This window comes from Symbiopectobacterium purcellii (genome assembly GCF_052050035.1).
Lineage (GTDB): Bacteria > Pseudomonadota > Gammaproteobacteria > Enterobacterales > Enterobacteriaceae > Symbiopectobacterium > Symbiopectobacterium purcellii_A.
The window spans coordinates 42,174-55,510 of the sequence record NZ_CP189884.1 but is presented as its reverse complement, the minus strand read 5'-3'; the positions used below and the strand labels follow the sequence as shown (position 1 = coordinate 55,510).

Genomic DNA, 13,337 nt, shown 5'->3' with positions numbered 1-13,337 from the left:
GATGGGCAGGGAAAATCTGTATGTTACGGCGAGTGGTATGTTCCTTCCTCATTTTTTGGACAGAGCTGTAGCGATAGTAGGTGAGGAGCGTATTCTTTTTTCTACTGATTATCCATTTCAATATCGCCCCGGTAATGATGCGAGGCAATTTCTGGAAAAATGTAATCTTGATGAAACTGGCAAAGCAGCTTTTGCTCACAATAACTGGATGCGCCTGACTCGTGACAGAAATGCTGATTAACTTGAATGGCGGCAAAGCAACTTAAGCCCAATGGTCATAATTGTTTCGATAAATAAGAAAGCTACGCGAAAAGCGTGATTTTTTTAAAAACTGACGCGCCTTCCGGCTTTGTTGAATAAATCGAACTTTCAGGGGATCGCCGGATCAAAGCACTATCATCGCTCCCGATAGCAGCTCCCCATGGCAAAGCAAAAGTTTAAAATCACCAACTGGCCCACCTACAACAAAGCACTCAGACAACGCGGCTCCCTGACGGTCTGGCTTGATGAGTCGGCCATCGCTGCATGGACTGACAGTTCTTCGCCTGAAGGTCGTGGTCGGCCGCTTTACTACACCGATATGGCTGTTACCACGGTTTTGATGATAAAGCGCGTGTTTAACCTGTCGCTCCGGGCATTACAGGGCTTTGTCGACTCGTTTTTTACACTGATGAGCCTGCAACTGCGCTGCCCGGACTACTCTCTGGTCAGTCGGCGGGCAAAAACCGTCAGTATAGCCAACCGACTTAAAAATGATTACATCCTATGCCCTGATATGCGGCAAAGAAGCATAGCTGGCTGTTATCAAAATAATGTCGCTTGGCTATATTGCGGTACCAGATATCAAAGACATGGTGGGCTTCATAGTCGTTTGTGCCAATCAGGTAGCCGTTGATCGGGATGTGGTTACACAGCAGCGTGTAGGCGACCATGCCTTTACCGCTGCCGAAGTATTTACGCGAATGTCGGGCCTTTACTGTTGATCGCTCGACGCCAAACTTCTGTCCGTCAACGGCACCATAAAGCGTTTCCGGATCAAACGAATAGTGCGGAAAAATCGGCAGTGCCTCTATGGCATCGGTGATGCCGTCGTTGGCCGTGACCAGTGACGCCAGGCGGAGGTACTCTTCGTATGTGGTTTCCAGCACATGGAACGGTATAGCCAACCGACTTAAAAATGATTACATCCTATGCCCTGATATGCGGCAAAGAAGCATAGCTGGCTGTTATCAAAATAATGTCGCTTGCCCCATTCCCACTCGAAACGCAACAAAGTGACCCACTGGCCAGAGTCGGATAAAATCACCGTTCTGGCCCTACTGGAGATCCCGTTGCATGCAGGGAAAACATCTGACTCACAAAGAACGGTTCTACATCGAAAAGCGGCGTGGTGATGGGGTTAACCAGGCCACCATCGCCCGGGAACTGGAGCTTCCTCGTTCTACCATCAGCAGGGAACTCAGACGCAATACCGACGCCGCTTTCAACGGGGTCTATTCCTGCAGAAGGGCCGAAACGTTGGCCAGAGGGCGGCGGCAGAAAACACGGCCGGACAGCGTGATTAACCAGCTTGAACCGCACATTCAGGACTTTATCATAACGGCGCTGTCTACCGCCCCATTCCCACACCTCACCTGAGGTCATCAGTGGGCGCCTGGTCCTGGAATTTGGCCTGTCCGTCAGCAAGAACTCGCTCTATCGCTATATCCAGCAGGAGCGCCGGGCCGGCGGTGAGCTGTATCAGCAGCTCCCTCATCGGGGTAAACGGTATAACTATCAGACCGATGAGAACAAACGCGGTCCTATTCCCAACCGTGTTGGCATTGAGCAGCGGCCGGCCGTTGCTGACCTCAAGCAGGAACCCGGGCATTTCGAGATTGACACCATCTTTGGCAAAGATCAGAAATCATTCCTGCTGACGGTGGTCGATAAAGCCGTCAAGCTGGTCATCATTCGCAAACTGCCCAACAAGCGAGCAGAGACAGTGGTAGCGGCCTTCAGGGACATCGTTGCCAATACCTTCTGCGAGTTTAAAACCCTGACTGCTGACAACGGTTCTGAATTTTCCCAGCACGGGGAAATTACAAAAGTCACGGGGGCACCGGTCTACTTTGCCCGGCCATATCATTCCTGGGAACGCGGGTTGAATGAGCATACCAACGGGCTGATACGGCGTTTTTACCCGAAGGGAACGGACTTCAATTATGTCACCCATCGCAAGGTTGCAGCACTCGAACACCTGCTCAATACGCGAGGCCGAAAATCGCTGGGTTATCGTTCTCCAAATGAGGTATTTTTAACGCACTTACAGGCGGCATAATGCCCTACCGTTTTGTTGCGTTTCGACTGGGAATGGGCCTTATCCTCAGCCAGGGGAAAAATGAGCAGGGAGAGATTTACTGGCACGTGTATTTTGCGAAGCCGACGAAACATCCCCGGCAGACAGCAAAGTACCTGGGCCGGTACCTGAAAAAACTGCCTGTGTCGGGTGCGCGACTGGCACACTACGACGGGGGAAGCCGCATCACCCTGCGTTTTCTGGATCACCGGACGGGGAGGCATGAAGACCTGGCGCTCAGTCAGCGTGAGCTGATACTGCGGCTGATAAAGCATATACCGGAGAAGCATTTCCGGATGGTGCGTTACTTTGGTTTTCTGGCTAACCGCGTAGTGGGAAAACTGTTGCCTCTGGTGAGAAAAGCCCTGGGGCAGGATAATGTGAAAAAAGCAGCGCCAGTGACATACACAACGCTGAGTCAGGGATTACTGAATACAGACCCGTTTGCCTGCCTGCTGTGCGGGGCAAAAATGGCGTTCAGCCGGGCGCTGCCGGCAACGGCCCTGGAGAAGCTAATCGCGAACGCCGGGGAGATAGCGCGAATGCGTTACGTTGGATAATGCGGGGAAACTCTGCCTGGAATTCGGCGATGTAATCAAAAAACGCGCAATGTGTTCAAAAATCACCCAAACACAGAGGCATTCACGATAAAAAAGCCGGTTTTCATCGTTGCCAGCCCCCGAAATCAGGGGCCCCAAAAAGTTTGAAATTCCTAGGCGTCAAGCCGGAGATTCATTGAAAATTTCTAGTTTTTCGAGGTGACCTGAAGTTGTCAGCCTGCGGTACCGATCAGTGGCAAACCTCCGCCAGGCGTTCACGAAGCTTTGAATAGCGACGCTTGGACTGTTTGTCGCGGATGGCCATGGCAAGTGCGCGTTTCTGACCTACAAGCACTACGAGCCTTTTACCCCGGGTGACGCCGGTATAGATAAGGTTGCGCCGCAACATCATATAGTGCTGTGTCGACAGCGGAATGATCACTACGGGGTATTCGCTCCCTTGCGATTTATGAATGGTTGTCGCGTAGCACAATACCAACTCATCGAGTTCCCCCAGAGGATAGCTGACATCGCGTCCGTCGAAATGGACCTGCAGAACTTCATCCTCCCGATCAAGCGCCACGACGAAACCGATATCGCCGTTATACACGTCACGATCATAATTGTTCTCGATTTGCATGACTTTGTCTCCCACGCTGAAAACCTGCCCATATCTTTCAATACTGTGATCTCCGGGCGGGTTCAACGCGGCCTGAAGTACCTGATTGATGCCCCGTGCCCCTGTGATGCCACGGTTCATGGGGCACAACACCTGAATGTCGTGAACCGCATCGACATTGAATTTTCTCGGCAAGCGCGTTTTGACCAGGTTGACGACGGTGGTGGCGATATCGTCGGCGTCTTCGGCTGGCACGAGGTAAAAATCAGACCGTTCGCCTTTGCCGGGAAAGGAGGGGAACATGCCCTGATTGATGCTGTGCGCACCCTGAACGATACGTGACGTCGCGGCCTGGCGAAAGACCTCCGTCAGACGGATGACTGGGATTGCGTCAGACGCAATGAGATCGGCCAGAAACGCGCCTGGTCCCACCGAAGGCAGCTGATCTACATCGCCAACAAAAATGATGGCGGTATGGGTGGCTATGGCCTTCAGCAGTTGATTGGCGAGCGGCACGTCAATCATGGAGCATTCATCCACAACGAGCAGCTCGCAGGGCAGCGGTGTACTTTCGTTACGTTTGAATTGGCCGGTAGCCGGATCAATTTCCAGCAGACGGTGGATTGTCTTAGCCTCCAGCCCGGTGGATTCAGAAAGTCGCTTCGCTGCACGCCCCGTTGGGGCACATAGCATGGCTGTGACCTGTTTGGCACGGAGGATAGTCATGATGGTGTTCATCAGCGTGGTTTTCCCCACGCCTGGTCCACCGGTGATCACCAACACTTTGGCGGTCAGTGCCAGCGTTACGGCACGCTTCTGGCTGTCTGCCAGCGTGATGCCGAGACGATGTTCTACCCAGGGGATAGCTTTGTCAGAATTCACACCAGACCACACCGGTGAACCTTGGCGTAATCGAGCGATCTGGGTGGTGATGGATTGTTCGGCATGATACAGGCTGGGCAGGAATACACAGGACGTCCCGCTTATGGTGTCTTCGACTAAGTTTTCACGGTTCACCTCATCGCGGATGGCCATTTCGATCAGGGCTGGCGACATACCCAATAACTTTACGGCCAGATCAACCAGTTCGACGTGAGGTAAACTGCAATGCCCCTGAGAAGACGCTTCTGAGAGTGCGTAGGAGACACCCGCGCGTGCTCGTAGCGGAGAATCCGGCGGGATACCGATTTTTTGCGCGATGGTATCAGCGGATAAAAAACCTATGCCACGAATATCTTGCACCAGACGGTAGGGATCGGTCCGGATAATCTCAACAGCATCCGAACCATAAGTCTTGAATATGCGCACTGAGCGCGATGTGGAAACACCGTGCGCATGCAGAAACACCATGATCTCACGGATGGCCTTCTGGTCTGCCCATCCGGACGTTATCTTCCTGGCGCGTTTGGTACCGATGCCGTCAACCTCACGCAAACGCGCGGGTTCTCGCTCGATCACATCGAATACATCCGCGCCGAAGGCTTTGATAAGCCGGGCTGCATAGGTGGGGCCAATACCTTTTACCATGCCTGACCCCAAATAGCGTTCGATACCCGCCAGGGTTGTTGGTGGGGATATTTTCAAAAAAGTGGCTTTAAACTGGCGACCATGCTCTCGGTCGATCAACCAGTTGCCGGAGGCTGAAGCATATTCACCGGGCGTGACTGACGGGGTATGGCCGACCAGTGTCACCAGGTCGCGTTCGCCTTTAACCTTCAGACGAAGAACGCAGAATCCGTTCTCGCCATTGTGGTAGGTGACGCGTTCTATCAGTCCTGAAATATGTTCAAAAGACTGAGTCGGGGAGGGGAGCGTTCCCATGTGATGTTCGCACCCTTGATTTCGGCACTCTAACCGGAAGCAGATCACGCCTGGGTGATCGCGATTTTTCCATCGGGCTGCAACGTCACCCGTGCGTCCTTTGGCGACGTCTCCGACACCTGTGCGTGAATATCACTCTTTCTAATTTTTTAGCTTCAGGATGTCACTATCGGTAAGACCCGTAAACTGTTTAACCGTTACAGGAGCCATGCCGCTATCCAACATCTGACGAGCGACTTCCAGCTTACCTTCCAGCTTACCCTCGTAGCGCCCGCGCTCAATGCCTTCATTGATGCCTTGCTCGCGACCAATCTGATAACCTTCCTGTTTACCTTCCTGCTTTAGAGCCTCGGCAATGGTCATAAGCGCCTCCTCGTGTTTCTCTGTCCGTTTAGCTATCTCGGTAATGAACGTTCCCGGCGAAGCGGCGTTACCCTCCTGGACAAGATAGTTCATCATCGTGATAACCTGCGTATCCGTATAATAATTATACGACAGCAGTTTAACAATGCTGTCCAGCAACTCCGTCATATCCCGGCGACGAATATGCTTTTGAATTAATTCCAGCAGCGCCATGCGCCTGTGCTGCATGATGGCGTCATCATCGAGCGTGGTCACATCCGCCATTCGAAACGGCTGACTGTAAATCTTTGCCGCTATATCGGGCCGTTCAAAGCAATCCAGCCAGTTGGTGCTGTACGGATGCGGGCTTTTTTCTCCGCAGTAGAACAGTACAGGGAAAACCAGTGGTAACTTATCATGTCCGGCTGCCAGATGGCTCTGCATGGCAGCCATGCTGTAGCGCATCAATCGCCAGGCCATCAGCTTGTCGGGGGTCGACTGGTGCTCTATCAAACAGTAGACATAGCCATCAGACCCGTTGGCACTCACAGAGTAGAGGATATCACTCTGGTAAGGCTTCATATCCGGTTCAACAAAGGAGCCAGACTCTGGCTTCAGGGTTTCCCAGTCACACAGCGCCTTTATATCATCAGGCAGCCAGATATCAAAGAAATCCTGTGCGGTGGCCTTGTCGTGAAGAAACTGCCTGAACACAGCATCATGGGGTGTCGGGGTAAATTTTTTGTTCATGGCGTTGCCCCATTCCCACTCGAAACGCAACAAAGTGACCCACTGGCCAGAGTCGGATAAAATCACCGTTCTGGCCCTACTGGAGATCCCGTTGCATGCAGGGAAAACATCTGACTCACAAAGAACGGTTCTACATCGAAAAGCGGCGTGGTGATGGGGTTAACCAGGCCACCATCGCCGACGGGTCTGATGAGACTGTGCGCGCAGGCACCTTGTCTGCCATGTGGTCACCCTAACGCTGTCTACCAATATTGTTTAATTATAGCGCAATGTGAAACTTAAATGAATGTAATATAAGGTTTTTTACATTTCATTCAGGCGCGCGAGCAGTGCGCAGCGTGACTTCAGATGCGTCGCTGGCGACGCATGCCGGCGGAAAGAATGTCACATAGGATGTTGTAGCCACTCCCGCCGGAACGCCCGGCGTAGCCGGTTACGGCTTGATAGAAATCACCTATCGATACCTTCGCCCTGCAAAGCTAAATTTGTTTACCATTATGATAAGGTTTATGTACGCGGTCGGAGTGGTCACGGCAAGGCCTTTGGCCGTAGCCGGGGCGTATCTCCGCGTTATGCGCCGTAGGCGCTTACGAGCGTGTACTCGATTCTTCCCGCCATAGATTTCATAAGCAACACTGAAGGTAGTTACAACATCCCTTATAAAAGCGGCACTGTTCCCCTGTCTTTGGCCGGGGGGCGGCGATGCTTTTGCAGTGTTGTGGTCTGGCGCTGAGGTTCCATAAGCGGCGTTTCATTGGTTGCACTTTTATGAATGTTGGTCCCATTCCGACTCGAAACGCAACAAAACGGTAGAGGGTTATGCCACCAGTAAGTGCGTTAAAAATACCTCATTGGGGGAACGATAGCCCAGCGATTTTCTGCCCCTTGTATTGAGTATGTGTTCGAGTTCGGCAATCTTACGATGACTGACCTGACTGAAGTCTGTTCCCTTTGGGTAAAAACGTCGTATCAGCCCGTTGGTGTGCTCATTCAAGCCCCTCTCCCAGGAATGATAAGGATGGGCAAAGTAGACCTGCGCCCCTGTGATTTGAGTAATTTGCTCGTGCAGAGCGAATTCAGGGCCGTTATCAGCTGTTAGGGTCTTAAACTTGCAAAAGGTATTGGCTTCAATGTCCCTGAAAGCAGCAACCACAGTTTCCGCGCGCTTATTAGGCAGTTTGCGAATGATGAAGTTTTTCAATGCTTTATCTACGATGGTTAACAGGAATGACTTCTGGTCTTTGCCAAAAATAGTGTCAATTTCGAAGTGGCCAGGCTCCTGTTTAAGCTCGGCTTGAGCTGGGCGATGCTCAATGCCAACACGGTTGTGAATAGAGCCTGGTTTGAGGTTTTCGGTATGGTACCTGTAACGTTTTCCCCGATGAGGAAGTTGCTGATATAGCTCCCCGCCAGCCTGTCTCTCCTGCAGGATATAGCGATAGAGCGTATTTTTTCTGACAGATATACCGAATTCTAGGGGCAAACGGCCACTGATGATTTCAGGTGAAGAGTGAGTGGAAAGCTTCTACCTAATGAAGTCCTGAATGTGTGGCTCCAGCTGGTGAAAAGCATTTTCTGGCAGAGGCTTATGACGGCGTCTCCGGGCCAGAGTGTCCTCCCTTCTACAGCAGTAGACACCATTGAAAGTGGTGTCGGTATTGCGTCTGAGTTCCCTACTGATGGTCGAGGGAGGCAGAGCAAGCTCTCTGGCGATGGTAGCCTGGTTGACACCTTCACCACGCCGCTTTTCGATGTAGAACCGTTCTTTCTGAGTCAGATGTTTTCCCTGCATGCAACAGGCTCTCCAGTATGGCCAGAACGGTGATTTTATCCGACTCTGGCAAGTGGGTCACTTTGTTGCGTTTTGAGTGGGAATGGGGCGGGAGGTGCTTCTGCTTTTACGAAGCTTCAGCTGACGTTTGGGTTTATCGGGTGGTGTTTGCCCGAACAACGTGAGGGAGCAACTTTCGAGTGCCTGGCTTTAGCCGGCACGAAATATACTCCCTTTTTAAAGGGCTTACTTTGTTAAGGAATAACGTTCGAAATTAACTGATATCTCAGGGGGGGGGTCGAAGTTAATAGGAGAGTACGAAGTTAATGAGGTAAAAGCAGGCCATCAGTTTGCCATCATCTCGTCACTGCTGCTCTGAACTGGAAAATTGCCTCAGAATAACGGTGTCCGGGATGATAAAAATTGCCTTTTCTGATGCAGCAGCAACACGAAAACCGCGCCAGGGCACGGTTAAAAAGAAAGAGGACGGGGATTAGAGTATACCGGCGCGCTCGAGCAGCAGTTTATAGTAGGCTTCCGGATCGGTGTTCAACAGGGCCGGGTGCTCCCGACTGACCTCCATCTCCAGCGCGTTAACTTGATGCGTCATAACCTTGCCACTGGTAGACCAGGCGACAAAGGCCTGATAGAGCGGATTCTGGCGTTTGCGCTTTGCTTTGCCCAACTCACTGACATTCGCCTGCAAGCCATCCAGTATCAGATCCAGACGTTCCGCCTCACGGTTTTCCAGGCCGTCCAGCCCCTGCTGCAGCTCCCGGACCTTTGCCTGTTTATCCCGGGCCAGGTCAGGAGAAACCACCCAGCGTTTGATTTGCTTCAGGCGGTTGCGCAGGCTGTGTCTGTCTTTCAGGTCGATGCCGATACGCTCGACACGCAACAGGTGACGCTCGTATTTTTTACGCAGGCTCTCTGTCAGGCCATTCCGGATGGCCCACTGACGGAACTGGCCCAGCCAGTGCCGGATTTCCTCCACCGCAATTCCCCGGGAGGTGAAGAACTTTTCGGTCAGCCACAGGCGCAACGGCTTGTTCTGGCCCGAATCCGTATCCTGCCCGCGTAAGGCAATCACGTAACCCAGTTGCTCCTGCACCGAAAGGGCATGTAACGGGCTGTCATAGGCTTTACGTCCGTTACCGTAGACGTGCAGGCATCCCATTGCGGCGGCAATTTGTTCAAACGGCACCATGACTTCGAAAGCATAGTCACTGTCCGGGTTATAATCGCAGTTGGCCGCCAGTGCCATGGAGAGTGCATTCAGGGCTTCACGGCTCTCCGAACGTGCAGAAAGACGCATCGGCTTTGGCAAAAAGTGCGGATCGTTACGACGGGTATAAGGCACATATCCCTGCTGGCGCAGCGCGATCAGATCGGGATTACGATGCCAGTCATGGCTGCTCAGACGCGCCACGACCTTTGCAGCCATCCCGCGCGGAACAGCACAGCTAAGCGTCGGCTGGTAGCGGCGATGAATTTTGGATTTCCCTTTGCGCAGCGTATTGGACAAACCGCGCCGGGAAATAACAGAGATATCAGGCTGGACCTGAGAAAGAATGGTGTCAACCAAACCTGCCCGCGCTTATGTTGCACGGAAGGAGTAATGTACACAGAAGGTATTGAACTTTTCTGAGCATAAAACTATACTCCCTGCATAGAGCAACAGCTTCTATACAGTTTAAGTAGGCCCCGTTAATCCTCTTCGCGTCGCCAAACAAGTCGAAGATTATCGGGGTTTTTGCTTTTCTGGTTTAGGGAAAATCCTCATCAGAACCAGTTACCTGCCACCTTGCGGCGTGGCCAGCCATAAGATCCGCAAACGATCAGTAATCTAGCACTACGTGTCCTATCAAGCAAGAATATCAGCCCATAACGCCAGTTTACCCGGCTTTATCAATTAAACGACTAAACAGTTCTGCTTGGCTGAGGCCACTCTCAGCACACATTTCCTGAAATTTACTCTTGAGCTCATTGGGCACAAGGATCTTGATTTCTTTGTGCGTCTCACGCTTGCGGGCAACAAAACTTTGTTGCCGCTCTGAAGCGCTCAGCGGGTGACCTTTACGGTACGTTCGTTTTCCATTCGATGAGGAAGTAACTGCATTTTCGGCTTGTGACATCTCTGCCTCCTCAAGGATCAAACAAGGATCGTTTCGCAGAGGATACTACAGATTCCTGAAATCAGCGACTTAACTTTACATCAAACAGTGAGCCACGTTGGCGCGCGGCCCATAGGGGGAGAAAAAAGCAATAACCTCAGAAATACTGTTCGGATGTGTTAACCAGAAACGCCGGAGACGAGGAAAACTTGCTTTTACCCTTCTCCAGGGTTGGACAACTGAGCACAGCGAAGGCGTCAGTATTTTTTAGCTGTATTAGATAGCGCGTCGCCAGATGGTGGACACCGGATTACTTTTGGTATCACCGACAGCATGATTGATGGCCTGCTGCAGGGCCTCCGCGCTGGTGTATCTAGGGATAACCGTCACGTTATCAGCATTGGCGCCGGTTGACGGTAAAACCACCAGAGCAGGCGTACCACTGAAGCCCAACGCCCCATTCCCAGTCGAAACGCAACAAAACGGTAGGGCATTATGCCGCCTGTAAGTGCGTTAAAAATACCTCATTTGGAGAACGATAACCCAGCGATTTTCTGCCTCGCGTATTGAGCAGGTGTTCGAGTGCTGCAACCTTGCGATGGGTGACATAATTGAAGTCCGTTCCCTTCGGGTAAAAACGCCGTATCAGCCCGTTGGTATGCTCATTCAACCCGCGTTCCCAGGAATGATATGGCCGGGCAAAGTAGACCGGTGCCCCCGTGACTTTTGTAATTTCCCCGTGCTGGGAAAATTCAGAACCGTTGTCAGCAGTCAGGGTTTTAAACTCGCAGAAGGTATTGGCAACGATGTCCCTGAAGGCCGCTACCACTGTCTCTGCTCGCTTGTTGGGCAGTTTGCGAATGATGACCAGCTTGACGGCTTTATCGACCACCGTCAGCAGGAATGATTTCTGATCTTTGCCAAAGATGGTGTCAATCTCGAAATGCCCGGGTTCCTGCTTGAGGTCAGCAACGGCCGGCCGCTGCTCAATGCCAACACGGTTGGGAATAGGACCGCGTTTGTTCTCATCGGTCTGATAGTTATACCGTTTACCCCGATGAGGGAGCTGCTGATACAGCTCACCGCCGGCCCGGCGCTCCTGCTGGATATAGCGATAGAGCGAGTTCTTGCTGACGGACAGGCCAAATTCCAGGACCAGGCGCCCACTGATGACCTCAGGTGAGGTGTGGGTAGACAGCGCCGTTCTGATAAAGTCCTGAATGTGCGGTTCAAGCTGGTTAATCACGCTGTCCGGCCGTGTTTTCTGCCGCCGCCCTCTGGCCAACGTTTCGGCCCTTCTGCAGGAATAGACCCCGTTGAAAGCGGCGTCGGTATTGCGTCTGAGTTCCCTGCTGATGGTAGAACGAGGAAGCTCCAGTTCCCGGGCGATGGTGGCCTGGTTAACCCCATCACCACGCCGCTTTTCGATGTAGAACCGTTCTTTGTGAGTCAGATGTTTTCCCTGCATGCAACGGGATCTCCAGTAGGGCCAGAACGGTGATTTTATCCGACTCTGGCCAGTGGGTCACTTTGTTGCGTTTCGAGTGGGAATGGGGCTTCCTGCTGACGGTGGTCGATAAAGCCGTCAAGCTGGTCATCATTCGCAAACTGCCCAACAAGCGAGCAGAGACAGTGGTAGCGGCCTTCAGGGACATCGTTGCCAATACCTTCTGCGAGTTTAAAACCCTGACTGCTGACAACGGTTCTGAATTTTCCCAGCACGGGGAAATTACAAAAGTCACGGGGGCACCGGTCTACTTTGCCCGGCCATATAGCCAAGCGACATTATTTTGATAACAGCCAGCTATGCTTCTTTGCCGCATATCAGGGCATAGGATGTAATCATTTTTAAGTCGGTTGGCTATATCATTCCTGGGAACGCGGGTTGAATGAGCATACCAACGGGCTGATACGGCGTTTTTACCCGAAGGGAACGGACTTCAATTATGTCACCCATCGCAAGGTTGCAGCACTCGAACACCTGCTCAATACGCGAGGCAGAAAATCGCTGGGTTATCGTTCTCCAAATGAGGTATTTTTAACGCACTTACAGGCGGCATAATGCCCTACCGTTTTGTTGCGTTTCGACTGGGAATGGGGCGGCAAAAGGCCGTCCACGTCTGCCACAAAACCCGCTGCCGGACGTGCTGGGCTGGAAATATTCCGGCAACCGCCACCACCCGACCGAGAAACGTAAGGCAGGCGTACTGAGCAAGAATAGTGCGCCAGAAAACAACGAGGCATCGCTGGAGAAAAGCGGTCAACCTGGTTGATGAATAGCGGACATTAAAAATGGTGAAAAACGGTCAAAGATCGTGGCGTTGACATATTCCCCCAATGAGGTATTTTTAACGCACTTACTGGCGGCATAAGCCCCTACCGTTTTGTTGCGTTTCGAGTGGAAATGGGGCCGATGGCTTCATACACCACATTTGACAATAACTTTGGCCATGGAAACACGATGCCGAAACGACTTTAGCGATCAGATCTGCCAATCTACTAAAAGTTAGATTTATTCAACAAAGCTTTGATAATCAATCACTACCATTGAATATACTCACGACCCATTTTTCTGTAATTTGAAATTCATATTTACTTAAGACTTTTCTTATATAAAATAGGGGTCTTACAGTTCTAATCTGAATATTTACAAATAAATTCAGGTATATATTAGCTTAAAATGCTAAGAGCGGTAGCATTGATTCGTCATCCGGACTAGAGATCGTGGACACGCTGTTAAGTGAGTAATATTGCTAACAGATATAGAAAATGACTCAATAGAACGGTTGTAAAATGACCAATAATCGCTGTCCAGACGAGGTTCGGGAGAATGCTCTGGTACTTGCCAAGCTGGCTGGTGTAGTTAAGGTAGCCAGTAAGTTGAATCTTCAGTAATTGAAGCTTTGTGCCTTACGTAAAAAACAGCAAATGATGCTCTCTAAATAGCTGTTCCTAATAGTAGATAACTTGATAACTATAGGTTATTATTTTGCTACTCATCACTACCACTTCTGAGCTTTGATATAAAAAGCTTTTGGGGCTG

The 13,337-nt window shown here is 51.4% G+C and carries 10 protein-coding genes and 6 pseudogenes; 8 read left to right on the top strand and 8 right to left on the bottom strand.

The genetic code is table 11. The annotated features are described in order from the left end of the window. The first annotated feature begins 1 nt into the window (after position 1). Both ACQGXV_RS36490 and ACQGXV_RS36485 read left to right on the top strand, forming a co-directional pair. A complete protein-coding gene (locus ACQGXV_RS36490) occupies positions 2 to 241 on the top strand; it encodes an amidohydrolase family protein (RefSeq protein WP_440867902.1) in 240 nt (79 codons plus the stop codon). Between the two features lie 180 nt (positions 242 to 421). Next, a pseudogene (locus ACQGXV_RS36485) lies at positions 422 to 739 on the top strand (transposase); the annotation flags it as partial. An 88-nt stretch (positions 740 to 827) separates the two neighbouring features. Here ACQGXV_RS36485 and ACQGXV_RS36480 read toward each other — a convergent pair. Further along, positions 828 to 1,160, bottom strand: a pseudogene (locus ACQGXV_RS36480) (Tn3 family transposase); the annotation flags it as partial. Between ACQGXV_RS36480 and ACQGXV_RS36475 the strand changes: the two are divergent. From ACQGXV_RS36475 to ACQGXV_RS36465, 3 genes and pseudogenes are all read left to right on the top strand, one after another. Beyond that, positions 1,135 to 1,278, top strand: coding sequence for a hypothetical protein (locus ACQGXV_RS36475; protein WP_440867901.1), 144 nt, complete (start codon positions 1,135 to 1,137; stop codon positions 1,276 to 1,278). The pseudogene ACQGXV_RS36480 and the gene ACQGXV_RS36475 overlap by 26 nt on opposite strands. Before the next feature lie 57 nt (positions 1,279 to 1,335). Beyond that, positions 1,336 to 2,320 (top strand): annotated as a pseudogene (locus ACQGXV_RS36470) (IS30 family transposase). After that, the gene (locus ACQGXV_RS36465) at positions 2,320 to 2,898 is read left to right on the top strand and encodes a transposase (RefSeq protein ID WP_440867900.1); all 579 of its coding nucleotides are present in this window, start codon (positions 2,320 to 2,322) and stop codon (positions 2,896 to 2,898) included. The pseudogene ACQGXV_RS36470 and the gene ACQGXV_RS36465 overlap by 1 nt, the downstream one beginning before the upstream one ends. Positions 2,899 to 3,127: 229 nt before the next feature. Here the strand turns inward: ACQGXV_RS36465 and recD2 are convergent, their stop codons facing one another. Beyond that, on the bottom strand, positions 3,128 to 5,317 hold the full coding sequence (gene recD2 / locus ACQGXV_RS36460) for an SF1B family DNA helicase RecD2 (RefSeq protein ID WP_440867951.1): 2,190 nt from the start codon (positions 5,315 to 5,317) through the stop codon (positions 3,128 to 3,130). 141 nt (positions 5,318 to 5,458) lie between these two features. Next, positions 5,459 to 6,409: an Rpn family recombination-promoting nuclease/putative transposase gene (locus ACQGXV_RS36455; protein ID WP_440867954.1), complete on the bottom strand. Its 951-nt coding sequence runs from the start codon at positions 6,407 to 6,409 to the stop codon at positions 5,459 to 5,461. A gap of 95 nt (positions 6,410 to 6,504) precedes the next feature. On the opposite strand from ACQGXV_RS36455, the gene ACQGXV_RS36450 reads away from it, so the two are divergent. Next, entirely contained in the window at positions 6,505 to 6,645 is a 141-nt protein-coding gene (locus ACQGXV_RS36450; RefSeq protein WP_440867950.1) for a hypothetical protein, read from the top strand. 581 nt (positions 6,646 to 7,226) lie between these two features. Here the strand turns inward: ACQGXV_RS36450 and ACQGXV_RS36445 are convergent. The 5 genes and pseudogenes from ACQGXV_RS36445 to ACQGXV_RS36425 form a co-directional block, all read right to left on the bottom strand. Further along, positions 7,227 to 8,201: pseudogene (locus ACQGXV_RS36445) on the bottom strand (IS30 family transposase). 472 nt (positions 8,202 to 8,673) lie between these two features. Further along, positions 8,674 to 9,765 (bottom strand): Replication protein, encoded by a 1,092-nt coding sequence (locus ACQGXV_RS36440; protein ID WP_440867949.1) that lies wholly within the window; start codon positions 9,763 to 9,765, stop codon positions 8,674 to 8,676. After that, positions 9,758 to 9,832: a RepA leader peptide Tap gene (tap, locus tag ACQGXV_RS36435; RefSeq protein WP_440862605.1), complete on the bottom strand. Its 75-nt coding sequence runs from the start codon at positions 9,830 to 9,832 to the stop codon at positions 9,758 to 9,760. Before tap ends, ACQGXV_RS36440 begins: the two co-directional genes overlap by 8 nt. Positions 9,833 to 10,075: 243 nt before the next feature. After that, a complete protein-coding gene (gene repA, locus ACQGXV_RS36430; RefSeq protein ID WP_440867948.1) occupies positions 10,076 to 10,315 on the bottom strand; it encodes a replication regulatory protein RepA in 240 nt (79 codons plus the stop codon). Positions 10,316 to 10,787: 472 nt separating this feature from the next. Then, positions 10,788 to 11,762 (bottom strand): IS30 family transposase, encoded by a 975-nt coding sequence (locus ACQGXV_RS36425; RefSeq protein WP_440862690.1) that lies wholly within the window; start codon positions 11,760 to 11,762, stop codon positions 10,788 to 10,790. 92 nt (positions 11,763 to 11,854) lie between these two features. On the opposite strand from ACQGXV_RS36425, the pseudogene ACQGXV_RS36420 reads away from it, so the two are divergent. Both ACQGXV_RS36420 and ACQGXV_RS36415 read left to right on the top strand, forming a co-directional pair. Further along, positions 11,855 to 12,356, top strand: a pseudogene (locus tag ACQGXV_RS36420) (transposase); the annotation flags it as partial. Between the two features lie 40 nt (positions 12,357 to 12,396). Next, positions 12,397 to 12,486, top strand: a pseudogene (locus tag ACQGXV_RS36415) (DNA methylase); the annotation flags it as partial. Positions 12,487 to 13,337 lie beyond the last annotated feature (851 nt).

Excerpts from the sequence above, each read along its gene's own strand:
- repA (WP_440867948.1), bottom strand. The coding sequence starts at position 10,315 with ATGTCACAAGCCGAAAATGCAGTTACTTCCTCATCGAATGGAAAACGA.
- recD2 (WP_440867951.1), bottom strand. The coding sequence starts at position 5,317 with ATGGGAACGCTCCCCTCCCCGACTCAGTCTTTTGAACATATTTCAGGA.
- ACQGXV_RS36455 (WP_440867954.1), bottom strand. The coding sequence starts at position 6,409 with ATGAACAAAAAATTTACCCCGACACCCCATGATGCTGTGTTCAGGCAG.
- ACQGXV_RS36490 (WP_440867902.1), top strand. The coding sequence starts at position 2 with ATGGGCAGGGAAAATCTGTATGTTACGGCGAGTGGTATGTTCCTTCCT.
- ACQGXV_RS36450 (WP_440867950.1), top strand. The coding sequence starts at position 6,505 with ATGCAGGGAAAACATCTGACTCACAAAGAACGGTTCTACATCGAAAAG.
- ACQGXV_RS36465 (WP_440867900.1), top strand. The coding sequence starts at position 2,320 with ATGCCCTACCGTTTTGTTGCGTTTCGACTGGGAATGGGCCTTATCCTC.
- ACQGXV_RS36425 (WP_440862690.1), bottom strand. The coding sequence starts at position 11,762 with ATGCAGGGAAAACATCTGACTCACAAAGAACGGTTCTACATCGAAAAG.